26 protein-coding genes are annotated in these 25,749 nt (G+C 70.9%); 18 read left to right on the top strand and 8 right to left on the bottom strand.

Annotated elements, in window-relative coordinates; translation table 11 throughout:
- The first annotated feature begins 25 nt into the window (after positions 1 to 25).
- From ACZ7CH_RS40315 to ACZ7CH_RS40305, 3 genes are all read left to right on the top strand, one after another.
- Positions 26 to 1,459, top strand: a complete 1,434-nt coding sequence (locus ACZ7CH_RS40315) for an MFS transporter (RefSeq protein WP_458430287.1) — start codon at positions 26 to 28, stop codon at positions 1,457 to 1,459.
- Complete coding sequence (locus tag ACZ7CH_RS40310) at positions 1,419 to 2,018, top strand: Maf family protein (RefSeq protein WP_470376374.1); 600 nt, start codon at positions 1,419 to 1,421, stop codon at positions 2,016 to 2,018. Before ACZ7CH_RS40315 ends, ACZ7CH_RS40310 begins: the two co-directional genes overlap by 41 nt.
- A gap of 180 nt (positions 2,019 to 2,198) precedes the next feature.
- Positions 2,199 to 3,482, top strand: coding sequence for a dicarboxylate/amino acid:cation symporter (locus ACZ7CH_RS40305; RefSeq protein WP_360401711.1), 1,284 nt, complete (start codon positions 2,199 to 2,201; stop codon positions 3,480 to 3,482).
- 3 nt (positions 3,483 to 3,485) lie between these two features.
- Here the strand turns inward: ACZ7CH_RS40305 and ACZ7CH_RS40300 are convergent, their stop codons facing one another.
- The gene (locus tag ACZ7CH_RS40300; RefSeq protein WP_360401708.1) at positions 3,486 to 4,142 is read right to left on the bottom strand and encodes a hypothetical protein; all 657 of its coding nucleotides are present in this window, start codon (positions 4,140 to 4,142) and stop codon (positions 3,486 to 3,488) included.
- Positions 4,143 to 4,276: 134 nt separating this feature from the next.
- Between ACZ7CH_RS40300 and ACZ7CH_RS40295 the strand changes: the two genes are divergently transcribed.
- The 8 genes from ACZ7CH_RS40295 (at position 4,277) to ACZ7CH_RS40260 (ending at position 10,963) form a co-directional block, all read left to right on the top strand.
- Entirely contained in the window at positions 4,277 to 6,052 is a 1,776-nt protein-coding gene (locus tag ACZ7CH_RS40295) for an acetyl/propionyl/methylcrotonyl-CoA carboxylase subunit alpha (RefSeq protein ID WP_360401705.1), read from the top strand.
- 53 nt (positions 6,053 to 6,105) lie between these two features.
- On the top strand, positions 6,106 to 6,492 hold the full coding sequence (locus ACZ7CH_RS40290; RefSeq protein ID WP_360401702.1) for a DUF1707 SHOCT-like domain-containing protein: 387 nt from the start codon (positions 6,106 to 6,108) through the stop codon (positions 6,490 to 6,492).
- The gene (locus tag ACZ7CH_RS40285) at positions 6,471 to 7,268 is read left to right on the top strand and encodes an HAD-IA family hydrolase (RefSeq protein WP_470376373.1); all 798 of its coding nucleotides are present in this window, start codon (positions 6,471 to 6,473) and stop codon (positions 7,266 to 7,268) included. The genes ACZ7CH_RS40290 and ACZ7CH_RS40285 overlap by 22 nt, the downstream gene beginning before the upstream one ends.
- 10 nt (positions 7,269 to 7,278) lie before the next feature.
- Positions 7,279 to 7,845 carry a GNAT family N-acetyltransferase gene (locus ACZ7CH_RS40280; protein WP_360401696.1) on the top strand — a complete coding sequence of 189 codons (567 nt, stop codon included), beginning with the start codon at positions 7,279 to 7,281 and terminating at the stop codon, positions 7,843 to 7,845.
- Positions 7,846 to 7,851: 6 nt separating this feature from the next.
- On the top strand, positions 7,852 to 8,448 hold the full coding sequence (locus tag ACZ7CH_RS40275; protein ID WP_470376372.1) for a DUF3558 domain-containing protein: 597 nt from the start codon (positions 7,852 to 7,854) through the stop codon (positions 8,446 to 8,448).
- A gap of 97 nt (positions 8,449 to 8,545) precedes the next feature.
- Positions 8,546 to 8,911, top strand: a complete 366-nt coding sequence (locus ACZ7CH_RS40270; RefSeq protein ID WP_360401690.1) for a transcriptional regulator — start codon at positions 8,546 to 8,548, stop codon at positions 8,909 to 8,911.
- Between the two features lies 1 nt (position 8,912).
- Complete coding sequence (locus ACZ7CH_RS40265; RefSeq protein ID WP_470370109.1) at positions 8,913 to 10,148, top strand: PPE domain-containing protein; 1,236 nt, start codon at positions 8,913 to 8,915, stop codon at positions 10,146 to 10,148.
- Positions 10,148 to 10,963 (top strand): ESX secretion-associated protein EspG, encoded by an 816-nt coding sequence (locus ACZ7CH_RS40260; RefSeq protein WP_470376371.1) that lies wholly within the window; start codon positions 10,148 to 10,150, stop codon positions 10,961 to 10,963. The genes ACZ7CH_RS40265 and ACZ7CH_RS40260 overlap by 1 nt, the downstream gene beginning before the upstream one ends.
- 118 nt (positions 10,964 to 11,081) lie before the next feature.
- Here the strand turns inward: ACZ7CH_RS40260 and ACZ7CH_RS40255 are convergent, their stop codons facing one another.
- Entirely contained in the window at positions 11,082 to 11,531 is a 450-nt protein-coding gene (locus ACZ7CH_RS40255; protein WP_360401681.1) for a gamma-glutamylcyclotransferase family protein, read from the bottom strand.
- Positions 11,532 to 11,640: 109 nt separating this feature from the next.
- On the opposite strand from ACZ7CH_RS40255, the gene ACZ7CH_RS40250 reads away from it, so the two are divergent.
- The 5 genes from ACZ7CH_RS40250 to ACZ7CH_RS40230 all read left to right on the top strand — a co-directional run bounded on the left by ACZ7CH_RS40250 (position 11,641) and on the right by ACZ7CH_RS40230 (position 15,764).
- A complete protein-coding gene (locus tag ACZ7CH_RS40250; RefSeq protein WP_360401678.1) occupies positions 11,641 to 13,044 on the top strand; it encodes an NAD(P)H-quinone dehydrogenase in 1,404 nt (467 codons plus the stop codon).
- 80 nt (positions 13,045 to 13,124) lie between these two features.
- Positions 13,125 to 13,781, top strand: a complete 657-nt coding sequence (locus tag ACZ7CH_RS40245; RefSeq protein WP_360401675.1) for a hypothetical protein — start codon at positions 13,125 to 13,127, stop codon at positions 13,779 to 13,781.
- Complete coding sequence (locus tag ACZ7CH_RS40240; protein WP_470376370.1) at positions 13,778 to 14,386, top strand: class F sortase; 609 nt, start codon at positions 13,778 to 13,780, stop codon at positions 14,384 to 14,386. Before ACZ7CH_RS40245 ends, ACZ7CH_RS40240 begins: the two co-directional genes overlap by 4 nt.
- An 87-nt stretch (positions 14,387 to 14,473) precedes the next feature.
- Positions 14,474 to 15,172: a hypothetical protein gene (locus tag ACZ7CH_RS40235; protein ID WP_360401669.1), complete on the top strand. Its 699-nt coding sequence runs from the start codon at positions 14,474 to 14,476 to the stop codon at positions 15,170 to 15,172.
- A 64-nt stretch (positions 15,173 to 15,236) separates the two neighbouring features.
- Positions 15,237 to 15,764: a sortase domain-containing protein gene (locus ACZ7CH_RS40230; RefSeq protein WP_360401666.1), complete on the top strand. Its 528-nt coding sequence runs from the start codon at positions 15,237 to 15,239 to the stop codon at positions 15,762 to 15,764.
- A 49-nt stretch (positions 15,765 to 15,813) separates the two neighbouring features.
- Here the strand turns inward: ACZ7CH_RS40230 and glpK are convergent, their stop codons facing one another.
- Positions 15,814 to 17,322: a glycerol kinase GlpK gene (gene glpK, locus ACZ7CH_RS40225; RefSeq protein WP_458430279.1), complete on the bottom strand. Its 1,509-nt coding sequence runs from the start codon at positions 17,320 to 17,322 to the stop codon at positions 15,814 to 15,816.
- A gap of 14 nt (positions 17,323 to 17,336) precedes the next feature.
- Complete coding sequence (locus tag ACZ7CH_RS40220) at positions 17,337 to 18,080, bottom strand: MIP/aquaporin family protein (protein WP_470370107.1); 744 nt, start codon at positions 18,078 to 18,080, stop codon at positions 17,337 to 17,339.
- Between the two features lie 293 nt (positions 18,081 to 18,373).
- On the opposite strand from ACZ7CH_RS40220, the gene glpD reads away from it, so the two are divergent.
- Positions 18,374 to 20,071, top strand: a complete 1,698-nt coding sequence (gene glpD / locus ACZ7CH_RS40215; protein WP_360401723.1) for a glycerol-3-phosphate dehydrogenase — start codon at positions 18,374 to 18,376, stop codon at positions 20,069 to 20,071.
- Between the two features lie 28 nt (positions 20,072 to 20,099).
- Positions 20,100 to 21,539 (top strand): alkaline phosphatase D family protein, encoded by a 1,440-nt coding sequence (locus ACZ7CH_RS40210; protein WP_470376369.1) that lies wholly within the window; start codon positions 20,100 to 20,102, stop codon positions 21,537 to 21,539.
- A gap of 64 nt (positions 21,540 to 21,603) precedes the next feature.
- On the opposite strand, the gene ACZ7CH_RS40205 is transcribed toward ACZ7CH_RS40210, so the two are convergent.
- The 4 genes from ACZ7CH_RS40205 to meaB all read right to left on the bottom strand — a co-directional run bounded on the left by ACZ7CH_RS40205 (position 21,604) and on the right by meaB (position 25,604).
- Positions 21,604 to 22,878: an amidohydrolase gene (locus ACZ7CH_RS40205; RefSeq protein ID WP_360401654.1), complete on the bottom strand. Its 1,275-nt coding sequence runs from the start codon at positions 22,876 to 22,878 to the stop codon at positions 21,604 to 21,606.
- The gene (locus ACZ7CH_RS40200; RefSeq protein ID WP_360401651.1) at positions 22,875 to 24,047 is read right to left on the bottom strand and encodes a M20 family metallopeptidase; all 1,173 of its coding nucleotides are present in this window, start codon (positions 24,045 to 24,047) and stop codon (positions 22,875 to 22,877) included. Before ACZ7CH_RS40200 ends, ACZ7CH_RS40205 begins: the two co-directional genes overlap by 4 nt.
- 214 nt (positions 24,048 to 24,261) lie before the next feature.
- The gene (locus ACZ7CH_RS40195; protein ID WP_360401648.1) at positions 24,262 to 24,555 is read right to left on the bottom strand and encodes a hypothetical protein; all 294 of its coding nucleotides are present in this window, start codon (positions 24,553 to 24,555) and stop codon (positions 24,262 to 24,264) included.
- Between the two features lie 56 nt (positions 24,556 to 24,611).
- On the bottom strand, positions 24,612 to 25,604 hold the full coding sequence (meaB, locus tag ACZ7CH_RS40190; RefSeq protein WP_470376368.1) for a methylmalonyl Co-A mutase-associated GTPase MeaB: 993 nt from the start codon (positions 25,602 to 25,604) through the stop codon (positions 24,612 to 24,614).
- Positions 25,605 to 25,749 lie beyond the last annotated feature (145 nt).

Below are 25,749 nucleotides of genomic sequence, written 5' to 3'. Positions count from 1 at the left end.
AGCAGACCGGGCTGCCTGGCGTGCCGTGTACGCCCTTTGCGTCGGTTTCTTCATGACGTTGCTGGACACCACGATCGTCAACGTCGCGATGCCCTCGATGCAGGCCGGGCTCGGTGCCTCGCTGAACGACATCATCTGGGTGAACAGCGCCTACCTGCTGGCGTTCGCCGTGCCGCTGCTGATGACCGGCCGGCTCGGTGACCGGTACGGGCCGAAGCGGCTCTACCTGATCGGGCTGCTGCTGTTCGTGCTCGCCTCGCTGGCGTGCGGGCTCGCGGGCAGCTCCACGGCGCTCATCGCCGCCCGCGCGGTGCAGGGGCTGGGGGCCGCGGCCATGACGCCGCAGACGATGGCGTTCATCACGCACCTGTTCCCGGCGGACCGGCGGGGTGCCGCGCTGGGCACGTGGGGCTCGGTCGCGGGACTGGCCACGGTCTCGGGACCGCTGCTGGGCGGTGTGCTGGTCACGCACCTGGGGTGGCAGTGGATCTTCTTCGTGAACATCCCGATCGGGGTGGTCGCACTGGTCCTGCTCGCGCTGTGGGTGCCGGACCTGCGGCCCGGCCGGGCGCACCGGTTCGACGTGCTGGGCGTGGTGCTGTGCTGCGCGGGGCTCGGGCTCGTGGTGTTCGGCATCCAGAACGGCGAGCACTACGGGTGGGGGCGGGTCGCGGGACCGGTCACGATCCCCGAGGTCGTGGTGGCCGGGGTGGTGGTGCTGGTGGCGTTCGTGCTCTGGCAGGCGGCCCCGCGCAACCCGGAGCCGCTGCTGCCGCTGCGGATCTTCCGCAACCGCAACTTCTCGCTCGGCAACGTCGCGAACATCGCCATCGGGTTCACGGTCACCGCCTTCTTCGTGGCGCTGGTGCTGTTCCTGCAGACCGTGCCGAAGCTGTCGCCGCTGATGGCGGGCCTGGTCACGGCGCCGGCGTCGCTGATGTCCGGCACCACGGCGATCTTCGCGGGGCGCTGGTCGAACCGGGCGAACGCCAAGGTGCTGCCGATCAGCGGGTTCGTGCTGCTGGCGGTGAGCATCGGCACGATGACGTTCCTCCTGCACGACGGCAACCAGTGGGTGCTGGTCCCCTCGCTCGTCGCGCTGGGCGTCGGCATGGGGCTGGTGTACTCGCCGCTCACGAACATCTCCATCCGCACGGTCGACCGGTCGCTGCTCGGTGCGGGTTCGGGCATCTACAACACCTCGCGGCAGTTCGGGAACGTGCTGGGCAGCGCCGCGATGGGCGCGGTGCTGCAGGTGGTGCTGGCCGCGACCGGCGACTTCACCACGGCGGTGCGGGCGACGTTCTGGATGCTGATCGCGGTGCTCCTGGTCGGGCTGGTCGCCGCGGTGGCCTTCCGGCCCGTGACCCCGGCGACCACACCCCCGGGGAGCGCACCGCCCGTGCCAGACTCCGGGCGTGCACCTGATCCTGGCCTCCCAGTCCCCCGCTCGTCTTAGCGTGCTGCGGGCGGCGGGCATCGAGCCCGTCGTCCGCGTGTCCGGTGTCGACGAGGACGCGCTGGTCTCCTCGCTCACCGACCCGACGCCCGAGGAGACGGTGGTCGCGCTGTCCGCGGCCAAGGCGGAGGCGGTCGAGCACGACGACGAGTGCGTGGTGATCGGCTGCGACTCGATGCTGCTGTTCGAGGGCGAACTGGTCGGCAAGCCGGGCACGGTCGAGGTCGCGCGGGAGCGGTGGCGGCGGGTGGCCGGCAAGAGCGGTGTGCTGATCACCGGGCACACCGTGCTGCGGGTGTCCGGCGGGGAGGTGGTCGGCCGGGCGTCCGCGGCCGAGTCGACGACCGTGCGGTTCGGCACGCCGGCCGCCGAGGAGCTGGAGGCCTACCTCGCGACCGGTGAGCCGCTGCACGTCGCGGGCGGCTTCACGATCGACGGGCTGGGCGGCTGGTTCATCGACGGCATCGACGGCGACCACACCTCGGTGATCGGCATCAGCCTGCCGCTCACCCGGCGGCTGCTGGGCCGGTTGGGTGTTCCGGTGTCCACACTCTGGTAGCCCTGGTCACACTTCCTCCCAACAGGGAAGATTGCCCCCAGCGGACGCGTTGGGGGTACGCGGTGAACGAGTATTTGACGCGTCGTCGGACCATCGACCACGGACGCAGGACGAGCACGGGCTGTACGGGCTGACCGCCCCCAGCCCCCTTTCGCTCATCCCTGCCCAGGAGATGTTCCAGTGTCGATCGTCCAGACATACCGCAAACCCAAGGTCTTCGGCCTGACCGTGCTCGCCGCGCTCGTCCTCGGCGCGCTGGCCGGCTGGCTCGGGAAGGGCACGTGGCTCGCACCCGTGCTCGCCTGGATCGGCGGCAACTTCACCAAGCTGCTCCAGCTCACCGTCATCCCGCTCGTGTTCACGGCGATCGTCGTCGGCATCGCGTCGCTGCGGCACCTCGGCGGCGGCCGCACCGCCGCGCGCCTGGGCGGCAAGACGTTCCTGTGGTTCGGCATCACGTCGCTGGTCGCCGTGCTGATCGGCCTCGCCGTCGGCGCGGTCCTCAAGCCCGGCCAGGGCGTACAGATCGAACCCGCCGCCGGTGCCGTCGACAAGCTCGCCAAGCGCGCGTCCGGCTCGTGGAGCGCGCTGCTCGACAACCTGGTCCCGTCGAACATCTTCAGCGCCTTCACCGAGGGCGACGTGCTGCAGGTCGTGTTCATCGCGGTGCTCGTCGGCTTCGCGGCCTACGCGCTCGGCGACAAGGCCGCGCCGTTCACGAACCTGGTCCGCTCGTTCTTCGACATCGTGCAGAAGGTCGTCGGCTGGATCATCCTGCTGGCCCCGATCGGCATCTTCGGCCTCATCGGCAACGCCGTCGCCACGTACGGCAACTCGTTCGTGCGGCCGCTGTTCTCGTTGATCGTCGCCGTCTACCTCGGCACCGCGATCGTGCTGTTCGTCGTCTACCCGGTGCTGCTGAAGTTCGTCGGCAAGGTCTCGCCGGTCGAGTTCTTCCGCAAGTCGTGGACGGCCATCCAGTTCGCGTTCGTGTCCCGCTCGTCGGGCGCCACGCTCCCGTTGTCCCGCAAGGCAGCCACGGACCTCGGCGTCTCGCAGGAGTACGCGAACTTCGCCGTGCCGCTGGGCACCACCACCAAGATGGACGGCTGCGCCGCGGTCTACCCGGCCGTCGCGACGATCTTCATCGCGAACCTGTTCGGCATCCAGCTCTCGGTGTGGCAGTACGTCGGCATCGTCGCGGTGGCCGTGTTCGGCGCGTTCGCGACCGCCGGCACCACCGGCTGGTACACGATGCTCACCCTGACGCTGGGCGTCATCGGCCTGCCGCCGCAGGTGATCGCGACCGGTGTGGCCGTGGTCTACGCGATCGACCCGATCCTCGACATGATGCGCACCGCGACGAACGTGGCCGGGCAGATCACCGTGCCGGTCGTGGTCGCCCGCAGCGAGGGCCTGATCGAGGACGGCGCTCCCGCCGAGAAGGAACTGATCAACGCCTGACGCCTAGGCGTCGGTGCAGGGACGGAGCTGGGACAACCTCGGCGCCGGTGCGGGCCAGCCTGGCAGCTGCTCCCGCGCCGGCGCCGCCTGCGTGCAGCCGATGTCCGGACCGAGTGCGCTGAACACCTGCACGAACGCGTCGCGGCACTGACCGCCGCACGCGAGCTGCGCGGCGACGATGTCCGCGACGCCGTCCTCGTCGACGTCGTGCAGCCCCAGGTAGGCCGCGCTCGCCAGGTACGTCGTCTGGATGCGCGACCACGTGCCGTTCTTGCGGACCAGCACCTCGCCGAGCACCTCGTCGTTGTGCGGGCCGCGCACCAGGCACACGCTGACCGCCGACGCGTGGCACAGCAACGAGTCGGCGGTGATCGTCGCGCCCGCCTCGGCGGTGGTCATCTCGAAGATGAACGTGCCGGTCTCCCCGGTCACCCTGATCCGCCCGCCGCCGGTGCCGCCGAGCAGCTCCACCATGTCGCCGCCGACCGACCTGCCGACGACGGACTGGCAGACGGTGGTGCCGCAGCGCATTCCCCCGCCGCTGCCGGACTGGCCCGAACCGGTGTGGTCGGGACGCTGGGAGTAGGCGAACACCAGCCCCGCGACGACCACGGCGGCAGCGACGACGGCGACCACCCGCGAGGACCTGGCTGCACCCACAGAGCAGATTGTGGCGGATGGGCCCACGATGGATGTGAAGTGAGCCGTCTCTCCCTCTCCCCGTTCACCGGTTTCCGTAGACTGCGGCACCAGCCAGAGCCGTAATTGCCGGTCCCAGCAGGAGGTACGACGCCGTGTCGCTGCGCAAGGTCCTCATCGCCAACCGCGGTGAGATCGCCGTCCGGGTCATCCGCGCCTGCAAGGACGCCGGGCTGACGAGCGTCGCCGTCTACGCCGACCCCGACCGGGACGCGCCGTTCGTCCGGCTCGCCGACGAGGCGTTCGCGCTCGGCGGGAACACCCCCGGCGAGAGCTACCTGTCGATCGAGAAGGTGCTGGCCGCCGCAGCGCAGTCCGGTGCCGACTCCGTGCACCCCGGTTACGGCTTCCTGTCCGAGAACGCCGAGTTCGCGCAGGCCGTGCTGGACGCGGGCCTGGTCTGGGTCGGCCCGACCCCGCAGGCGATCCGCGACCTCGGCGACAAGGTGACCGCGCGGCACATCGCGATGCGCGCCGGCGCGCCGCTGGTGCCCGGCACCAAGGACCCGGTGTCCGGCCCCGACGAGATCATCGCGTTCGCCGAGGAGAACGGCCTGCCGATCGCGATCAAGGCCGCGTTCGGCGGCGGTGGCCGCGGCCTGAAGGTCGCGCGGACGCTGGAGGAGATCCCCGAGCTGTTCGACTCCGCGGTGCGCGAGGCCGTCACGGCGTTCGGCCGCGGCGAGTGCTTCGTCGAGCGGTACCTGGACAAGCCGCGCCACGTCGAGGCCCAGGTGCTCGCGGACACGCACGGCAACGTGATCGTCGTCGGCACCCGCGACTGCTCCCTGCAGCGCCGCCACCAGAAGCTCGTCGAGGAGGCGCCCGCGCCGTTCCTGACCGACGAGCAGCGCGCCACCATCCACTCGTCGGCCAAGGCGATCTGCCTGGAGGCCGGCTACCACGGCGCCGGCACCGTCGAGTACCTCGTGGGCCTCGACGGGTCGATCTCGTTCCTGGAGGTCAACACCCGGCTGCAGGTCGAACACCCGGTGTCGGAGGAGACCACGGGCCTCGACCTGGTGCGCGAGCAGTTCCGCATCGCCGCGGGCGAGAAGCTGCGGTACACCGAGGACCCGGCGCCCCGCGCGCACTCGATCGAGTTCCGGATCAACGGTGAGGACGCCGGCCGCGGCTTCCTGCCGGCGCCGGGCACCGTGACCACGTTCGTGGCGCCGTCCGGGCCGGGCGTGCGCGTGGACGCCGGTGTGGAGAGCGGTTCCGTGATCGGCGGGCAGTTCGACTCGCTGCTGGCCAAGCTGGTCGTGACCGGCGAGACCCGCGAGGAGGCCCTGGCGAGGGCCCGGCGCGCGCTGGACGAGATGGTCGTCGACGGCATGGCGACCGTGCTGCCGTTCCACCGCGTGATCGTGCGCGACGCGGCGTTCACCGCCGAGAAGCCCGAGGGCTTCACCGTGCACACGCGGTGGATCGAGACGGAGTTCGACAACCGGATCCCGCCGTTCTCCGGTGGCGCGGACGCCGCCGCCGAGGAGGCGCCGCGGCAGACCGTGGTGGTCGAGGTCGGCGGGCGGCGGTTGGAGGTGTCGCTGCCGGGTGACCTCGCGGTGGGCGCGCGTCCGGCCGCCGGTGGTGCCGCCGTGAAGAAGCCGGCGAAGGCCAAGCGCGCGGGCGGCGGGTCGGCGGCGGTGTCCGGTGACGCGGTGGCGGCGCCGATGCAGGGCACCATCGTGAAGGTGGCCGTGGAGGACGGGCAGACCGTCGCGGCCGGGGACCTGATCGTGGTGCTGGAGGCCATGAAGATGGAGAACCCGGTGACGGCGCACAAGGCGGGCACCGTGACGGGGCTGGCGGCCGCGCCCGGTGACCCGATCACCCAGGGCACCGTGATCTGCGAGCTGAAGGACTGACAGCTCAAGCATCTGCGGGGGAAGCAGGGTGGGGGCTCGCCTACCATTGAGGGGTGAGCGACCCGGCACGGGACATCCGCATCGGCGACACCGAGCGCAGCCAGGCGTTGCAGGTGCTCGGTGAGCACATGAGCGCGGGCCGCATCGACGTGGACGAGTACGGCGAGCGGTCCGCGCGGATCACCACCGCGAAGACCCGCGGTGAGCTGCTCGCGCAGTTCCGCGACCTGCCGGACCCGCGGCCGCAGTTCGCCGTGCCGACGCCGATGTTCGACCAGCCCTCAGCCGTGCCCGCGCGCCGCTGGGAGGGCGCGGTGGTGCCGGTGGTCGGGGTCGCCGTGGTGATCGCGTTCTTCGTGCTCGTCAAGAACCCGCTGATCTTCCTGCTCATCCCCGCCGTCGCGATCCTGTGGGGGCAGTGGAACGGGCGCCGGCGGTGAAACCGCTGCTGCTGCTCGACCTCGACGGGGTGCTGCGCGCGTATCCACCGACCCCGCCGGACATCGCCGCCGTCGCGTTCGAGCCCGGTCTGCTGCACCGGGCCGTCACCGGTGAGATCACCGACGCGCAGTGGCAGGACGAGATCGCCAGGACGATCCCCCGCGAACGGGTCGACGCGTGGGCGGCGGGCGGTGAGGTCGTTCCCGAGGCCCTGCACCTGGCCCGGCTGGCACGCCGGCAGTGCTTCGTGGCGCTGCTGTCGAACGCGACCACGCGGCTGGAGGCGGACCTGGCCCTGCTCGGGCTCGACGGGGAGTTCGACGCGGTCTTCAACTCCTCCCGCCTGGGCGTCGCGAAGCCGGACCCCGCGATCTACCGGCGAGTGCTCGACGAGCTCGGCCGCACCACGGCGGTGTTCTGCGACGACAGCGAGGAGAACGCCGTCGCGGCGACCGCGGCCGGGTTGGACGGCGTGCACGTGCCGGACGTGCGGGCGCTGCGGGTGGCGCTGGCCACGCGCGGGCTGGTCCCGCCGACCGTGCTGCTGGTGCTGCCCGACCGCGACGAGGCCGAGGAGCTCGCCACCGAGCTGCTGGGAGAGGGCTGGGCGCCCGCGCGGGTGCACCGGGACATGCTGGCCGGTGAGGACGACGCCGAGGACGTGGACTGGGTGGTCGAGCTGACCACCGCACCGGACGGCTCCCCCGCCTCCGCGCACCGCGACGAGCTCGACGAGCTGGCGGAGCGGCACGACGGGTTCGCCGCGGAGCACTAGCCTCACCCGCGTGGAAGCAGTCGAGATCAACGCCGGCGAGTACTACCTGAGGGCGTTCCGGCGGGACGACCGGATCAACGACGTCCCGGCGATCACGGCCGCGTTCGCCGACGAGGAGACGCGCCGGTACATGCCGAGGATGGGGCTGCACAACGAGGCGGCGGCCGAGATCTTCGTCGACTACCTGACCAACGGCTGGACCTACGAGCAGCGCGTCTCGTGGGCGGTGTGCGACGCGACGACGGCCGAGCTGCTGGCCGGTGTGGTGATCCGCGACCTGGACCTGAAGTTCGGGCTCGGCGAGATCACCTGCTGGACGCAGCCGGAGCACCGCGGCCGTGGCGTGCTGACGATCGCGCTGAACTCGACGCTCGCGTTCGCGTTCGGCGGGCTGGGCGTGCACCGGGTCGCCTACCGGCACGCGGCGTCGAACAAGGCGTCGCAGCGCGTCGCGGAGAAGTGCGGGTTCACCCTGGAGGGTCGACTTCGCGACGAGGCGATAGTCGATGAGCAGCGAGAAGACATGTTGCTCTGGTCTCGCCTGGCCACGGACCCCTTCCCGGAGCAGCTACGGTGACCGGCCATGCGGATCCGAGCGCTCCTCACCGCCGCGGTGGTGGTGCTGGCGCTGGCGCTGACCGGGTGCACGACCGGGCCTGAACGCAGCTCCGGCGACAGCAGTGCCCCGCCGCCCGCGCCCACGTCCTCGGCGACCAGGCCGTCCCTGCCGCCCCGGCCGCTGGCGGTCCCGCTGGACGAGGTCGACCCGTGCGCGGTGCTGACCGCCGACCAGCGCACGGCGCTGAGCCTGGACAGCCCGCCGAACCCGTACGTCGAGACGAGCTTCAACGGCGCGAAGGCGTGCTCGATCCGCAGCACGACCAGCGGCAACGTCGCCCGCCTCGCGCTCGTCCTAGTCTCCGGCGCCGACGTGTGGATCTCGGAGAACGCCCAGGTCGAGTACGTCATCGGGGCGATCGAGGGGTTCGCGGCGATTACTGTCCGCACACCCGGGATCGACGACGTCTGCAACGTCGAGGTCGACGTCGCCGAGGGCCAGTTCCTCGACGTCATGTTCCGCGACGGTGGCAATTCCAGTGGCGCGCAACAAGATCATTTGTGTCTCGGGGCCCAGCGGGTGGCGGAGGCCGCGATGGCCAGTTTGACCCAGAAGCGCTGACCCACACGGGGGGAAGTCACCCGTTGCACTCCACAGCGTTACCTTCGGTGGTTAGAGTGGCTGAGCGCTTGCAAGCACAACCGCCGGAGGTTCCACCATGCCGCCAGGGGGACGCAGCGGGGCTGACTCCTCGCCGCCCGTCCAGCACGAGCTGAACGTGGAGCCGGACGCGATCCCCGCGTTGCGCAGCACCTTCTCAGCCGCGTTGACGAAGCTCGACAAGCAGATCGAGCTCGCCGTCACCGAGTTCCGGGTCCGCCCGTGGGCCGGCGACCCGGTCAGCGCCGAGGCAGCGGAGAAGTTCAACGAGCGGTCGGTCACCGACGGCGACTCCGCCCTTGAGGCGCTGCAGAACTACCAGCGGCAGCTGAAGACGGCGATGGACAACCTGAACCAGATCGAACGCCAGTACCGCGTGGTCGAGGGCGACAACACGGGCCTGATGGGGAAGAGTGGTTGCTGAGATGGTGGAGCACCGCTGGCAGGGCTACAGCCACGAGGAACTCTACGCGCGCATCCACGCCGGTCCCGGCGCTGCTGCCTCGCACACCTCGGTCGAGCGCTGGGCCGGTGTGTCCAGTGCGCTGAGCGAGATCAACGACGACCTGCACCGCGGCATCGCGAAGTCCGGCGCCCGGTGGCAGGGCAGGGCGGCCGAGCAGGCCGCCGCCGGCATGAACCCGCTCGCCGCCTGGGCCGACGGCGCCCGCGGCGGAGCCGACGTCATGCGCTACTCGGCCGAGCTGCAGGCCGACCACATCGCCAAGGCCCGCGCCGACATGCCCGCCCCTGTGAAGGTGACGGCGGAGCAGCCGAACGCGCTGGTCAGCGGCATCGTGCACCTCTTCGGCGGCCAGACCGACCACGAGCAGCAGGAGGCGGCAGCGGACTCCGCGGAGCGCCGCGCCCGTGAGGTCATGGCCACCTACGCGTCGTCCACGACGGCGAACACCTCGACGCTGGGCCAGTTCACCCAGCCGCCGCAGCTGCAGATCAGCGCCTCGGGCATCACGTCGAGCAGCGGCCCCGGCGTGCACACGCCCGGTGGCTGGGTCTTCGGCCCGCACGGCGGCACGGGCACCGGTCCGCGCACCCGCACGGGCTCCGGCTCGCGCGGCTCGACCACCGCGCCCCCGCGTGGCGGCAGCGGCACCGCTCCGGGCACCACGACCCGCAGCTCGGGCGTGTCGCCCGCGGCGACCACGGGCAGGGGCACCGGTTCGACGTCGCTGTCCTCGGCCGGCCCGGCCGGCACCGCGGGCACGTCCGGTCCGGCGGGCACCGGCGCGGCCGGCGTCGGCACCACGGGCGCCGTGCCCGGTCAGCGCACCGGCAACCGCTCGTCGTCCTCGGCCGGCACCGGTGAGGTGAAGGAGATGGAGGAGGGCGCGACCGCGTCGTCGTCGGCGGCCGTCGGCCAGATGGTCGGCCACACCGCGACGGTCAACAACGCGGGTGGCGCCCACGGTTCGTCGATGGGCCCGCTGGGCACCGTCGGCGGGCAGAACAACGACCGCGTGCACCAGCGCTCCGTGCCGTTGCCGCAGTCGTACGACCCGTTCGGCGGCATGGGCCCGCGCAAGGGCGAGGACGAAGAGGACCTTGAGCACAAGGCCGCCGACTACCTGCGCGAACGCGATGACATCTACGGGATCGGCAGCTACGCGCTGCCGGTGATCGGGGAGAGCACGACCGACTGATGACGCTGCTGGGCCTGGACCTCGGGACGAGTGACACGCGCGACCCGGTGGTCATCTCCGCGCTGGAGTTCGACGTCCTCTGGGAGCACCTCGGCCTGGAGACGATGCCGCTGGTGCTCAAGGTGCCCTCACCGGGCAAGACCCGCGAGGAACGCCGCGTGCTCGAGGACCAGGTCTGGCGCCAGCTCGGCGCCCGCGGCCTGGGTGGCCCGCGGTCGCTGGACCCGACCCTGGAAGACCTGCTGCACGTGCTCAACCGCCCGCAGCGGGAGATCGACGCCCGCCTCTGGCTGCACGAGCGCAGCGTCCGCCTGCTGGCGGCCGGCAAGGGCCAGGCCGGTGTGCTCGCCGTCCTCGACGGCGGCCAGCTCCTGCTGCGCCCCGCGGAGGCCGACGGGCTGCCCCGCGAGGCCCTGACCGTCCTGCCGTCCGCGCCGGCCGGGGAGGGCCACTCCATCACCCTGCCGTCGGCGGACCTGGACGCGGCGGCCTCCTCGGCGGCCTCACCCGAGGACCTGGAGGCCGAGCTGCGCTCCCGCGGCCTGCGCGCCGACGACGCCCACGCGCTGGCCGACATGGTCCGCGACGCCACGCACCGCGGCCAGTTCGGCGCGGCGGCCCGCGACAAGTGGGGCAAGCGGGTGCGGCCGGACCGGGTGGTCTCGTTCTACGACACGCCCCAGGGCCGCTACCTGCAGATGCGCCGGGCCTCGGAGGGCAGGCCGCCGTGGTCGACGATCACCCCGGTGGACTACCGCCGGCTGCACCACCACCTGGTGGAGCTGCTGGAAGAGGCCACCGGCCGGCCGTCCTGACCCGTCACGCGCCCCTTCGCCCGCCTGCTGAGGTGCACGCGGGGAGCTTTCGTGCGCTGTGAGCGCACGAAAGGGCCCCGCGTGAGGGCAGCGGCGCGGGGCGCGCAGGGAGAGGGAGCTAGGGGCCGATGCCCTGGCAGGGGCGGGTCCGCAGGTCGTTGACGTAGTCGTGCGGAGCGCCGGCGGCCTCGGCCGCGTCCGCCACGACGCCGATGTACCGGGCGGAGGGCAGGCCGCCCTCGTACGCGTCGAGGACGTACAGCCAGGCCACCACGGACCCTTCGAGGGTCTGCACCCGCAGCCTGATCTTCTTGTACAGCCCGAGCGCCCCCTCCCACCGGTCCAGGCGCGACTCGTCGCGCGGTGAGACGTCGTAGAGCACGCAGAACGTCTGCTGGTCCGGCTCTTCGACGATGGTGGCGAGCGCACCCTCCCAGCCGAGGTCCTCGCCGCCGAAGGTCAGACGCCAACCCACGAGCCAGCCGGTCCCCGCGAGCGGGGAGTACGGGGCTCGCTCCATCATCTGGTTCGGATCCATGTTCGACCCGTACGCGGCATAGAGCGGCACGTCCGACAGAGTAGCGACTCGACGATCAGCTTTCGGTCCTGGCGACACGGCGGTTCGCGACAACGCGTACGGTTGTCCCGGCCAGCAAGCACGCAGAAGGGAACTGATCGTGACCCGCATCGTCATCATGGGCGGCGGACCCGCAGGTTACGAGGCAGCCCTGGTTGCGGCTCAGCACAGCGCTGACGTGACCCTGGTGGAGACCGACGGGGCGGGTGGCGCGTGCGTGCTGTACGACTGCGTGCCGTCGAAGACCTTCATCGCGTCGGCGGGGGCCCGCAGCGCCTTCCGCAACGCCGGTGAGCTGGGCATCCAGACCAACAACGACCAGGCGGCGGTCGACCTGCCGGTCGTGCACGGCCGGGTGAAGGGGCTCGCCCTCGCCCAGTCCGCCGACGTGCGGGCGCGGTTGCAGCGCGAGGGCGTGCGGCTGATCAACGGCCGGGCCCGGTTCGCGGACGGTTCGAAGGGGCTGGCCCAGCACCGCGTGGTCGCGACGACCCCGGACGGTGCCGAGGAGGTCCTGACCGCCGATGTGGTGCTCATCGCAACGGGTGCCACCCCGCGCGTCCTGCAGGGCGCCGAGCCGGACGGCAAGCGCGTCCTGACCTGGCGGCAGATCTACGACCTGCCCGAGCTGCCCGAGCACCTGGCCGTCATCGGCTCCGGTGTGACCGGTGTGGAGTTCGCCAGCGCCTACACCGAGATGGGCGTGAAGGTGACGATGGTCTCCAGCCGGGACCGGGTGCTCCCCCACGAGGACGCGGACGCGGCCGCGGTGCTGGAGGACGTGTTCGCCGAGCGCGGCACGGCCGTGGTCAAGCACGCGCGCGCGGACAAGGTCGAGAACGTCGGCGACGGCGTCCTGATCCACCTGGAAGACGGTCGCACGATCGAGGCGTCGCACGCCCTGATGACCGTCGGTTCCGTCCCGAACACCGACGACATCGGTCTCGACAAGATCGGCATCGAGCTCGGGCGCGGCGGTTACATCCCGGTCGACCGGGTCAGCCGCACGAACGTCAGCGGCGTCTACGCGGCCGGCGACTGCACCGGTGTGCTGCTGCTCGCCTCGGTCGCCGCCATGCAGGGCCGCATCGCCATGTGGCACGCGCTGGGCGAGGGCGTCAGCCCGATCAAGCTCAAGACGGTCGCCGCGAACGTCTTCACCAACCCCGAGATCGCGAGCGTCGGCATCAGCCAGCAGGCGATCGACTCGGGCGAGGTGCCGGCCCGCACGATCATGCTGCCGCTCGCCACGAACCCCCGCGCCAAGATGGAGGGTCTGCGCCGAGGCTTCGTGAAGCTGTTCTGCCGCCCGGCCACCGGCGTGGTCATCGGCGGTGTCGTGGTGGCGCCGAACGCGAGCGAGCTGATCCTGCCGATCGCGCTGGCCGTGCAGAACCAGCTGACCGTCGAGCACCTCGCGACGACGTTCTCCGTCTACCCGTCGCTCTCGGGCTCCATCACCGAGTCCGGCCGCCAGCTCATGCGGCACGACGATCTCGATTAGGTAGCTCAGACCTCCCCCGGCAACCGAGGCGCCCTCCGGGGCGTCTTCGGGGTGCGAGTTCCACTCAGGGGGAGAAACAGATGAAGCGCATTTTCGCGACCGTCGTCGCGCTCGGAGCCACGTTCGCATTCGCACATGCAGCGGGTGCGCAGGAGAACGCCGGGTTCACCCTGGACAGGAGCGAGTACCTGCCGGGCGCACCGGTCGGGGTCACCGCTGACCAGGGGCACAACTGCGTCGGACCGGTCACCTCGAAGGGTTTCGCCGCGCCGATCGAGCTCGAGAAGAACCAGCCGAACCTCCTCGCAGGTCGCGGGACCGCTGTCGACCAGAACGGTGAGTACGAGGCCACGGCGACCTGCGGGGGCAAGCCGGTCACGGTCAAGTTCAGGGTGGTCGAGACGTTCTACTTCTTCCCGGACGACGTGGTCGAGGCGGGCGGCACCATCGACGTGCACCGGCAGGTCACGGCGATGTGCACGGGCCCGGTGACGTCCGCCGGGTTCGTCGAGCCGATCGACATCGTCTACAAGACCGAGGGATCGTTGCGGAACGGTCGCGGCAAGGTCGTCGACACGCCGGGGACCTACGAGGCGTCGATGCAGTGCTCCGGCCAGACCGCGACCAGGAAGTTCACGGTCAAGGCCAAGGCCGGACAGCCCGCGGCGAAGCCGAAGACGCCGATCGTGAAGCCCAAGGGCGCGCCGCAGACCGGCGGCGGGGGCACGGCCCGGTGAAGCGGCTCGCCATCGCGGTCGTGGTGGTGGCACTGGCGCTGCTCAGCGCCTGTGCCACCCCTCCCGCGGCAGAACCGCGGACGATCCCGCCGCCGACCGGTTCACCGGCGCACCCGACCGGTTCCGCGGCACGAACGGTCGCCGAGAAGGGCATGCCACCGTCGGAACCGACCGAGGTGCGCATCCCGAAGATCGGTGCCACGTCGTCACTCGTCCCGCTCGGTCTGAACGCCGACGAGACGGTCGAGGTGCCGCCGGTCGAACAGCCGATGCAGGCCGGGTGGTACCGGCTCGCACGCACTCCCGGCGAGGCCGGTCCCGCGATCCTGCTGGGTCACGTCGACGGGCTGAAGAAGCCGGGGATCTTCTTCCGCCTCAAGGAACTGGTCGCCGGTGACGAGGTCGAGGTGTCCAGGAAGGACGGCACCACGGCCAGGTTCCGCGTGCGCAAGACCGAGCAGATCGCCAAGGCCGGTTTCCCCACCGAGGCCGTCTACGGCGACACCGCCGAACCCGAGCTGCGGCTGATCACCTGCGGGGGCAGCTTCGACGAGGCCGCGCACAGCTACCGGGACAACATCATCGTCTACGCGACGCTGATCTGAGGAAAAGGCCGCCTGTCGGCAACCGAACCGCCCGCTCGGGCGTGTTCGGTACCAGCAGTCCATGTGCCCGAGGGGGGAGAGACAGCCATGATCAGGTCAGTTGCCGCGCTCGCGGCCGTCGGCGTGGTGTTCGCGCTCACGCCGATCGCCGCTGCCCAGGAGGACGTCACGCCGAAGTTCTCGCTGGGGGGCGAGGTCTTCCCGCACGCTTCCGAGTTCACCGCGACGATCGAGGAGGGCACCTGTCCCGGCGGTCCGACGTCGCTCACGTCGCCCGGCTTCGCGACGTTCGACCTGGCCACCCTGCGCGGCAGGTTCGCCGACGTGCAGGGCCCGTTCGCGGCGTACCTGGAGTGCAAGGGCACCAGCGCACAGGGGGTCGTGCGCTACCGGCTGGACAAGCCGCAGCCGCCGGTGCCCCCGTTCGACGGCCGGTTCCTCGACAAGGAGGTGTACGCGCCGGGCGAGACGATCAAGGTGCAGGTCACCGGGTACTCGTTCTGCCCCACCGCCGAGTCGAACGGCTTCGTCGCACCGATCAGCCTCCCGAACAACCCCGGGGGCAGCGCGCACGGCGAAGGCAAGGCGACCGGCACGCCAGGAACGTACGAAGCGACGGTCCACTGCTACAAGAACCAGACCTTCGTGAACACGTTCACCGTCAAGGCCCCGCCGACCACCCCGACGACCTCCACGACGCCTCCGGCAGCACCCACGGCCAAGCCCAAGCCGCCCATCGTGAAGCCCAAGGGCGCGCCGCAGACCGGTGGAGGCGGCACGGCCTGATCACAGTTCGGCACTGTCCTGGCCGGACGAGCAACCTGACCACCGGATGTGCGTCAATGGGTTCGTGGGGACTCGTGTCTTGATCGCGGTGCTGAGCGTGGCCCTGGCCGGCACCGCCTGCTCGCAGCCGGCGCCGAAGCCGACGGCTGCGACGAGCGAGAGCGCACCGCCGCCGGTGGTGTCGCCGCTCGGCAACTCGGATCCGATGGAGCTGAGAGTCGAGCGCATCGGCGTGCGGTCCTCGCTGATCCAGCTGCCCCTCGGCGCGGACGGCGCCGTGCAGATGCCCCCGGCCAACGAGGGCATGCAGGCCGGCTGGCACCAGACGCAACCGAAGCAGTGGATCATCGTCGGGCGGATCGAGAGCAACGGGGCCCGCGGCGTGTTCTACCGGCTGAACGACCTGGCAGAGGGCGACGTCGTCGAGGTGTCCAAGAAGGACGGTTCGGTGGCGCGGTTCACGGTGACGCGCACCGAGCGGGTCATCCGCGACGACTACTTCGCCGAGGCCGTGGCGAAGGACGCGGACCAGCAGGGGCTGCGGCTGATCACGTGCGGCACCCGCGACAACGTGATCGTGCACGCTGTTTGACGGCGAGTTCGTGCCGGTCGTCCGGCACGAACTCGCCGTGCCGTGACTCCTAGTCCTCGACCCAGTCGAAGGTCTTCGTGACGGCCTTCTTCCAGTTCGCGTACTCCGACGTGCGGCGGGAGTCGTCCATCTGCGGCTCCCACTGCTTGTCCATCGCCCAGTTCTCGCGGATGTCGTCCTCGGTCTTCCAGAACCCGACGGCGAGCCCGGCCGCGTAAGCGGCGCCCAGCGCGGTCGTCTCGGCCACGACCGGCCGGATCACCGGCACACCCAGGATGTCCGCCTGGAACTGCATCAGCAGCTCGTTCACGACCATGCCGCCGTCGACCTTCAACGCGGTGAGGTCCACGCCCGAGTCGGCGTTCATCGCGTCGAGCACCTCGCGCGTCTGGAACGCGGTCGCCTCCAGCACCGCGCGCGCCAGGTGACCCTTGTTGACGAACCGGGTGAGGCCCACGATCGCGCCGCGGGCGTCGGAGCGCCAGTAGGGCGCGAACAGGCCGGAGAAGGCGGGCACGAAGTACGCGCCGCCGTTGTCCTCGACCGACCGCGCGTGCCGCTCGACCTCGGCCGCGTCGCCGATCATGCCGAGGTTGTCGCGCAGCCACTGCACCAGCGAGCCGGTGACGGCGATCGAGCCCTCCAGCGCGTACACGGGTGCCGCCTCGCCGATCTTGTAGCAGATCGTGGTCAGCAGGCCGTTCTCGCTCATCACCTTCTCGGTGCCGGTGTTGAGCAGCATGAAGTTGCCGGTGCCGTAGGTGTTCTTGGCCTCGCCGGGCGAGAGGCAGGCCTGCCCGAACGTCGCCGCCTGCTGGTCGCCGAGGATGCCCGCGATCGGCACGCCGGCGAGCGCGCCGCGTTCCCGCACCTGCCCGTAGACCTCGGAGGAGGACCGGATCTCCGGCAGCATCGACATCGGGATGCCCATGTCGGATGCGATGGAGGAGTCCCACTGCAGCGTGTCGAGGTCCATCAGCATGGTGCGGGAGGCGTTGGTCGGGTCGGTGACGTGCACGCCGCCGTTCACCCCGCCGGTCATGTTCCACAGCACCCAGGTGTCCATGTTGCCGAACAGCAGGTCGCCCGCCTCGGCCTTCTCGCGGGCGCCCTCGACGTTGTCGAGGATCCAGCGGACCTTGGGGCCGGAGAAGTAGGTGGCGAGCGGCAGGCCGACCTTGGCCCGGTAGCGCTCCTGGCCGCCGCCCAGCGCACCGAGCTCGGTGACGATCCGGTCGGTGCGGGTGTCCTGCCAGACGATGGCGTTGTAGACGGGCTCACCGGTGTTGCGGTCCCACACCACCGCGGTCTCGCGCTGGTTGGTGATGCCGACGGCGACGATGTCCGCGGTGGTCAGGTCGGCCTTCGCGAGCGCGCCGGCGGCGACCTGGCGGGTGTTCTGCCAGACCTCCTTCGGGTCGTGCTCGACCCACCCGGCCTTCGGGAAGATCTGCTCGTGCTCCTTCTGGTCGACCGACACCACCCGCCCGGAGTGGTCGAAGATCATGCAGCGGGTCGACGTGGTGCCCTGGTCGATCGCGGCCACGTACTGGGTCATGCGCGTGTGTCCTTTCAGACCGGGAGAACCAGGTAGAGCAACGCCGCGAGTGCGCCGCCGACCAGCGGGCCGACGACGGGCACCCACGAGTAGCCCCAGTTTGCGCCACCCTTGTTGCGGATGGGCATGAGGAAGGCGTAGGCGATGCGCGGACCGAGGTCGCGAGCGGGGTTGATGGCGTACCCGGTGGGGCCGCCGAGCGACGTGCCGATGACCAGGACCACGAACGCCACGCCCGCGTAGCCGAGCGCCGAGTTGCCGAACTGCGGCAGTCCGCCCTCGGCGGCCTTCGCGGACGGGGACAGCAGGACCCAGGCGACGAGCACGAACGTGCCGATGACCTCGGAGACCGTGTTCCACAGCGCGTTCGGCACGGTCGGCCCGGTGGCGAAGATGCCCAGGGTGTTCTGCGGTTCGTCGTGGGTGTCGAACTGCAGCTTGTAGGTCGCCCAGCAGAGCATCGCGCCGATGATCGCACCGGCCATCTGCCCGAGGACGTAGAACGGGACGTCACCCCACGGCGTCTTGCCCGCGATGGCGAGCCCGAACGTGAGGGCGGGGTTGAGGTGCGCACCGCTCGGGTTCGCGATGCTCGCACCCGCGAAGACCGCGAACGCCCAGCCGACGTTGACGAACAGGAACCCCGTGCTGTTGCCGAGCGTGTCTTTGAGCACCTGGTTCGCGACCACACCGGTGCCCAGGAGGATGAGGACCGCCGTCCCCAGCACCTCCCACACGAAGATCGAGCCTGCACCCACCGTCGGCCTCCTTCGTCTGCGGCCAGGAGGAGCGCACACCCGGAGGTCAGGCCGCGCTGCCCGCCTGCAACGTGCTCGGACGCTATTACCGGGCTGATCAGTTGTCCACGCGAGGTGGGTTCGCCGGCCGTTTTCAGGCCGTTGGGACCCGGTGCGCTCGCCCGTGGGCGGAGGTCGGTGACTGCAGGTAACGTGATCCGCGAGTCGGCACAGGGGAGGCATCCGTCGTGGCCACGAGCAAGGACGCAGCTGAAGCACCGCAGACCCCCGTCGCCCCTCCGGTCACCGGCGGGCTGGGCCCCGCCGAACGCGAGGAGGCGTGGCAGCGCCTGGGGTCCGAGACGTTCGACGTCGTCGTGGTCGGCGGTGGCGTGGTCGGCGTCGGCGCGGCACTGGACGCGGCCACGCGCGGCCTGCGGGTGGCCCTGGTGGAGGCCCGTGACCTGGCGTCGGGCACGTCGAGCCGGTCGTCCAAGCTCTTCCACGGTGGCCTGCGCTACCTGGAGCAGCTGGAGTTCGGCCTGGTCCGCGAGGCGCTGCGGGAGCGCGAGCTGATGCTGACCCGGATCGCGCCGCACCTGGTGAAGCCCGTCGCGTTCCTCTACCCGCTGACCAACCGGATCTGGGAACGCCCGTACACCGCGGCCGGCCTGTTCCTCTACGACACGATGGGCGGGGCCCGGTCCGTGCCGGGGCAGAAGCACCTCACCCGTGCGGGTGCCCAGCGGCTCGTGCCCGCGTTGAAGCGCGACGCGCTGATCGGCGGCATCCGCTACTACGACGCCCAGGCCGACGACGCCCGGCACACGATGATGGTCGGCCGCACCGCCGCGCACTACGGCGCCGTCGTGCGCACGTCGACCCAGGTGATCAGCTTCCTGCGGGAGGCGGACCGCGTGTCCGGCGTGCGGGTCCGCGACGTCGAGGACGGCCGTGAGGTCGACGTGCGGGCGCACGCGGTGATCAACGCGACCGGTGTGTGGACCGACGAGCTGCAACGGCTCTCGGGTTCGCGCGGCCGGTTCCGGGTGCGGGCGTCGAAGGGCGTGCACATCGTCGTCCCGCGCGACCGGATCGTGGCCGAGGCGGGCATGATCCTGCGCACCGAGAAGTCCGTGCTGTTCGTGATCCCGTGGCGCAACCACTGGATCGTCGGCACCACCGACACCGACTGGAACCTCGACCTCGCGCACCCCGCCGCGACCAAGCACGACATCGACTACATCCTCGAACACGTGAACTCCGTGCTCGCGACGCCGTTGACGCACGACGACATCGAGGGCGTCTACGCGGGTCTGCGCCCGTTGCTGGCCGGTGAGTCCGACTCGACGTCGAAGCTGTCGCGCGAGCACGCCGTGGCACGGGTCGCGCCCGGTCTGGTGGCGATCGCGGGCGGCAAGTACACGACGTACCGCGTGATGGGCGCCGACGCCGTGGACGCGGCGCAGGTCGACGTGCCGGGCCGCATTCAGCCGTCAATCACCGACAAGGTGCCGCTGGTGGGTGCCGACGGCTACCACGCCCTGGTCAACCAGGCCGACCAGCTCGCGGCCAGGCACGGCCTGCACCCGTACCGCGTCCGCCACCTGCTGGACCGCTACGGCTCGCTGGTGCACGAGGTCCTCGGCCTGGCCGCGGGCAACCCGGAGCTGCTCAAGCCGATCACCGCGGCCCCCGACTACCTCCAGGTCGAGGCCGTCTACGCGGCGTCGCACGAGGGCGCCCTGCACCTGGAGGACGTCCTGACCCGCCGCACCCGCATCTCCATCGAGTACGCGCACCGCGGCGTGGACTGCGCGGAGGCCGTGGCCCGCCTGGTGGCCCCGGTCCTCGGCTGGGACGACGACGCGGTGAAGCGCGAGGTCGAGGTCTACAACGCGCGGGTCGAGTCCGAGCGCACCTCGCAGACGAAGGCGGACGACCAAGCTGCGGACGCCGTTCGTGCCGCGGCTCCCGAGGCCCGTCCGCAGTTGACCGAACCCGTGAGCTGACGAGCCGGCCTCGGGCATGCTGGGCGGCATGCCCGGGGTCGATCGTCGAACGTTCCTGAAAGCCACTGCCGCCGCCGGTGCCGCTGGTGCCGCCGTCACCGGCACCGCGCACGCCACCACCGCACCCGTCTTCGAGCACGGCGTCGCCTCCGGTGACCCGCACCCGGACGGCGTGCTGCTGTGGACCCGCGTGGTCACCGACGGGCCGATCCGCTGGGAGGTGGCCCGCGACGCGTCGTTCACGCACGTCGTGGCACGCGGCCGCACCCTCACCGGCGCCCACCGCGACCACACCGTGAAGGTCGAGGTCTCCGGCCTGCGCCCGGCCACCCGCTACTACTACCGCTTCACCGCCGCCGACGTGGTCTCCCCCGTCGGCCGCACCAAGACCGCTCCCCGCCCGTCCGCCGACTGCGGCTCGCTGACGTTCGGCGTCGTCTCCTGCGCGAACTGGATCGCCGGCCACTTCGGCGCCTACGGCTACCTCGCCACCCGTGACGACCTGGACGCCGTGATCCACCTCGGCGACTACGTCTACGAGTACTTCGAGCCCGGCGTCCGCGTCACCGAACCGCAGCACGAGTGCGAGACGCTCGACGACTACCGCACCCGCCACGCCCAGTACAAGACCGACCCGCACCTGCAGGCCCTGCACGCGGCGCACCCGGTCATCGCGACCTGGGACGACCACGAGTCGGCGGAAAATTCCTCGTCCATCGGCTCCCCTGTCCACGACCCGGCCACCGAGGGCCCCTGGGGCGCCCGCCTGGCCGCGGCCACGCAGGCCTACTTCGAGTGGATGCCGGTCCGCGAGGGCAAGCTGACCCGCCGCCTGCACTTCGGCCGCCTCGCCGACCTCACCATGCTCGACCTGCGCAGCTACCGCACCGACACGACCATCCTGGGCACCGCCCAGCGCGCCTGGTTCACGTCCGCGCTGACCGACGGCCGCGCCCGCTGGAAGCTCGTCGGCAACTCGGTGATGCTGGCCCCGCTGAAGATCCCGCCCCTGCCCGGCCTGCCGCCGACGAACACCGACCAGTGGGACGGCTTCCCCGCGGACCGCGAGGTCGTGCTGCGCGCCCTCGACCGCGCGGGCATGAAGAACGCCGTGTTCCTGACCGGCGACATCCACTCGTCGTGGGCGATCGACGTGCCGTTCGGCGAGGGCACGGTCGCCACGGAGTTCGTCTCGACCTCGGTGACCTCGGACAACTTCGACGAACGCATCGGCGTGCCGCCGCGTTCCGCGTCACTGCAGATCGAGGCCCAGTTCCGCGCCCTGAACCCGCACGTGAAGTTCGTGGAGCTCGACTCGCACGGCGCGCAGGTGCTGACCGTGACGCCGGAGCAGGTGCGGATGGACTGGCACTACCTCACCGACAAGCGCGACCCGAACACGGCGGTGACTCTCGCGCACTCGTGGCGGACGCTGCACGACACCGCTCAGGTGGACCAGGTCCTCTGACACGAACGGCGTCTGCAAGTACCACCAACCACGTGGTTGGAGGTACTTGCGGACGCCTTCACAGCTAGGCGAGGGCGGCCAGGGCCGTGTGGACCAGCACGCGCACCCCGACGAGCAGGGCCCGTTCGTCCAGGTCGAACGTCGGCTGGTGCAGGTCCCGCTGCTTCTCCACCCCGTTCCACACGCCGAGCCGCGCGAACGACCCGGGAACGTGCTCCAGGTACCAGCCGAAGTCCTCACCGCCGGAGGACTGCTCGGTGCCGGCCAGCGCGTCGTCGCCGAGTGCGGCCTCGATGCCGGCGCGCAGGATCTGCGTCGACTCCCGCTCGTTGACCACGGGCGGGACGCCGCGGCGGTGGTGCAGGTCGAACCCGACGCCGGTCGGCAGCAGCAGACCGGTCACCAGGTCCTTGACCAGCGGTTCCAGCTCGGCCCAGATGTCGCGGTCGCCGGTGCGCAGGGTGCCGCGCACCAAGCCGTCCTGCGGCACCGCGTTGGGCGCCTCACCGGCGTGGACGGCACCCCACACCAGCACGGTGCCGGAACGCGGGTCGACGCGGCGGGACAGCATCGTCGGCAGGCCGGTGATCACCGTGCCCAGCGCGTGCACCAGGTCGGCGGTCAGGTGCGGCCGCGACGTGTGGCCGCCCGGTGACGAAAGCCGCAGCTCCAGCAGGTCGGAGGCGGAGGTGATGGCGCCGATGCGCGTGCCGATGCGGCCGACCTGCAGGCGCGGGTCGCAGTGCAGGCCGAAGATCCGCTCCACACCGTCGAGGCCACCCGCGGCGAGCACGTCGAGCGCTCCGCCGGGCATGACCTCCTCGGCCGGCTGGAACACCAGCCGCACCCGTCCTGGCAGCTCGGTGGCGGAGGCCAGTGCCAGCGCAGCGCCCAGCAGGACCGTGGTGTGGGCGTCGTGACCGCACGCGTGCGACACACCGTCCACAGTGGACGAGAACGGCGAGCCGGTGTTCTCGTGCAGCGGCAGGGCGTCCATGTCGGCGCGCAGGGCCACGATGCGGGGACCGCGGCCGATGTCGCAGATCAGGCCGGTGCCGCCGGGCAGCACGCGGGGCTTGAGGCCCACCTCGCGCAGCAGCTTCGCCACCAGCTCGGTGGTGTTGTACTCGCGCCGGGAGAGCTCGGGGTGGGCGTGGATGTGGCGGCGCCACGCGACGACGTCCGAGGCGTGTGCCTTCAGCCAGTCGTCGAGCCAGGCGGGGCCGCGGCCCTCTCCGAGATCATCCACAGGAGACATGCTCACCCCGGTGGGGTCGACGAGCATCTCAGGGGAGGAAGAAACCGCAGCGCCGGAAAGGCGGGAGTCCAGGACCGTCATGCGGCACCTCCGCTGGCCAGCAGGCGTTCCCGCTGCTGGGGGTCGGTGGCTGTCGCGATCGTCGTCCAGGCCATGGCGAGTGCTCCGTCGAGCATCGCGCGATCGGCCGATGCCGACGCACAGGCGGTCGCGAACTCTTGTTGGTGGTTCACCGCGTCTCCGCAGTCGATGGCAATGGTCGGGTGGATTGCGGGCAACACTCTGGTGACGTTGCCCATGTCGGTGCTTCCGATCTTCCTGCCCGCTTCCTCTTCTCGGGAGAGCGGCCGTCGCCCCAGCTCGGTGGCCGCGTGCCGGTAGGCATCGGCGAGCCACGGGTCGGGGGTCAGCTCGGCGTAGATCGGCGAGACCTGCACGACCTCATGGGTGCAGCCGGTCGCCAGCGCTCCGGCCCCGAAGCAGTCCCGGATCCGGTTCTCCAGGCGCTGCAACGATTCCAGGTTCTCCGCCCTCACATCGAACATCGCCGATGCGCGGGCGGGTATTACGTTCGGGACCGTACCGCCGTTCGTCACGATGCCGGTCACCATCTGGCCGGGCTCGAGGTGCTGCCGCAGCAGGCTGATCGAGATCTGCGCGACGGTGACCGCGTCGGCGGCGTTGATGCCCAGGTGCGGGGCGGCGGCCGCGTGTGACGGCTTGCCGCTGTAGTGCACCTCCAGGTCGGTGATGGCGAGCGAACGCGCGGCGCACGACTCGTACGGCGCGGGGTGCACCATCATCGAGAACGAGACGTCGTCGAACACGCCCCGCTCCAGCATCAGCACCTTGCCGCCACCGACCTCCTCCGCGGGCGTCCCGATCACCTTCACGGTGACACCCAGGCGGTCGGCGACGTCACGCAGCGCAAGAGCGGTTCCCACCGAAGCGGCAGCGATGACGTTGTGCCCGCACGCGTGCCCGACCTCGGGCAACGCGTCGTACTCGGCGCACAGTCCCAGCACGAGCTCGCCGTCGCCGAACGTCGCGACGAACGCCGTGTCCAGGCCGGCGACACCGGACTCGACCTTGAAACCCTCGCGGGCCAGCAGGGAGGTGATCTTCTCCGCGCTGCGGTGCTCCTCGAACGCCAGCTCCGGTTCGGCGTGGATCGAGTGCGACAGGTCCACCAGCGCGTCGGAGTACCGCTCGACGGTCGAGCGTGTGCTGATCTTCAAGTCGGTACCCATTTGCCACCATCCTGCATCACCGCCCCCAGGACGCGACGCGCTGATGATGATCAACCGGCTGGCCGGTCGCAGCGCTGCGCCGAGCGGCGAGCGAGTTTCGGTCTGACCGATCAACGATGACGCAAATGGCCGAGAAGCACGCTTAACTTTGACTATTACGTCCCATCAGATGGGACGCGGCGTCTCAGGCGAACACACCTCGAACGTCCTCGAGTCAGCCCTTCTTGGCCGCTCGCGCCTTCTTCCACGCCGCCCACCGCTTCTTGTTGCGGTAGTAGACGATCGTGAACAGCACCAGCGCGATGCCGCCGATCCACAGCTTCTGCTTGGTCTCCTGCCGCACCTCCGGGGACGGCTCCTGCGGCGAGTCGAGGGCCGGACCGGGGTTCGCCGTCGTCTGCGCCACCACCACCGCGGGGGCGTTCGCACCCTCGTCGGCGACCGATGTCCCGGCGATCCCGAAGACGCCCATCAGCGCGAACACGCAGGCCAGCAGCAACCTCGACATGCCCTGAACTCTACAACGAATACCACGATCGAAGGTCACCCAAACTAGTTACGCACTCACCCAGCGTCGGCCTGGAAGGCTTTCAGGATCTGCTCCGCGGCGAGTGTCGCGGTGAGTTCCCCGCTGCGGACCTTCTCCTCCAGGGAGGGTGCCGACGCGCGCACGGCCGGGCTCTCGCGCACCTGCCGCCACAGCGAGTCGCGGACCATCATCCAGGTCCAGTCGACCTGCTGGCGCCGCCGGCGTTCGTCCAGCTCCCTGGCCTCGCTCAGGGTCGTCCGGTGTTCCAGCACGCGGGACCACAGCTCGTCGAGACCGACCCCGGTGAGGCCGGAGCAGGTGAGCACGGGCGGGTGCCACACCGCGTCCGGCGCGCGCAGCAGCTTGAGCGCGCCCGCCAGCTCACGTGCGGCCTTGCGGGCGTCCAGCTCGTGCTCGCCGTCGGCCTTGTTGACCGCGATGACGTCCGCGAGCTCCAGGATGCCCTTCTTGATGCCCTGGAGCTGGTCGCCGGTGCGGGCGAGGGTGAGGAACAGCGAGCAGTCCGTCATGTTGGCGACGGCCACCTCGGACTGCCCGACGCCGACCGTCTCGACCAGCACCACGTCGAACCCGGCCGCCTCGACCAGCACGATCGTCTCGCGGGTGGCCTGGGCGACGCCGCCGAGCGTGCCGGAGGTCGGCGAGGGCCGGATGAACGCGTCCGGGCTCACCGACAACCGCGCCATCCGCGTCTTGTCGCCCAGGATGCTGCCGCCGGTGCGGGTGGACGACGGGTCGACGGCGAGCACCGCGACCCGGTGGCCCCGCTCGACCAGCATCGTGCCGAGTGCGTCGATGAACGTGGACTTGCCGACGCCGGGGACACCGGTGATGCCGACCCTGACCGCCGCGCCGGACTTCGGCAGCAGCTCGACGAGCAGCTCCTGGGCCTGCGCGCGGTGGTCGGCGCGGGTCGACTCGACCAGCGTGATGGCCCTGGCGAGCACGCTGCGGTTGCCGCCGAGCACACCCTTCGCGTACTCGGCGACGTCGATCGCCCTAGCCATGGTGGCCGAGCTGGTCCGCGAGCTTGACCAGGAGGTCCTTGGCGGCGTCGGCGATGACGGTGCCGGGTGGGAAGATCGCCGCCGCTCCCGCGGCGTGCAGTTCGTCGAAGTCCTGTGGCGGGATGACGCCGCCGACGACGATCAT

Source organism: Lentzea sp. NPDC037011 (assembly GCF_055607425.1).
This window is presented reverse-complemented; position numbering and strand designations above follow the sequence as displayed.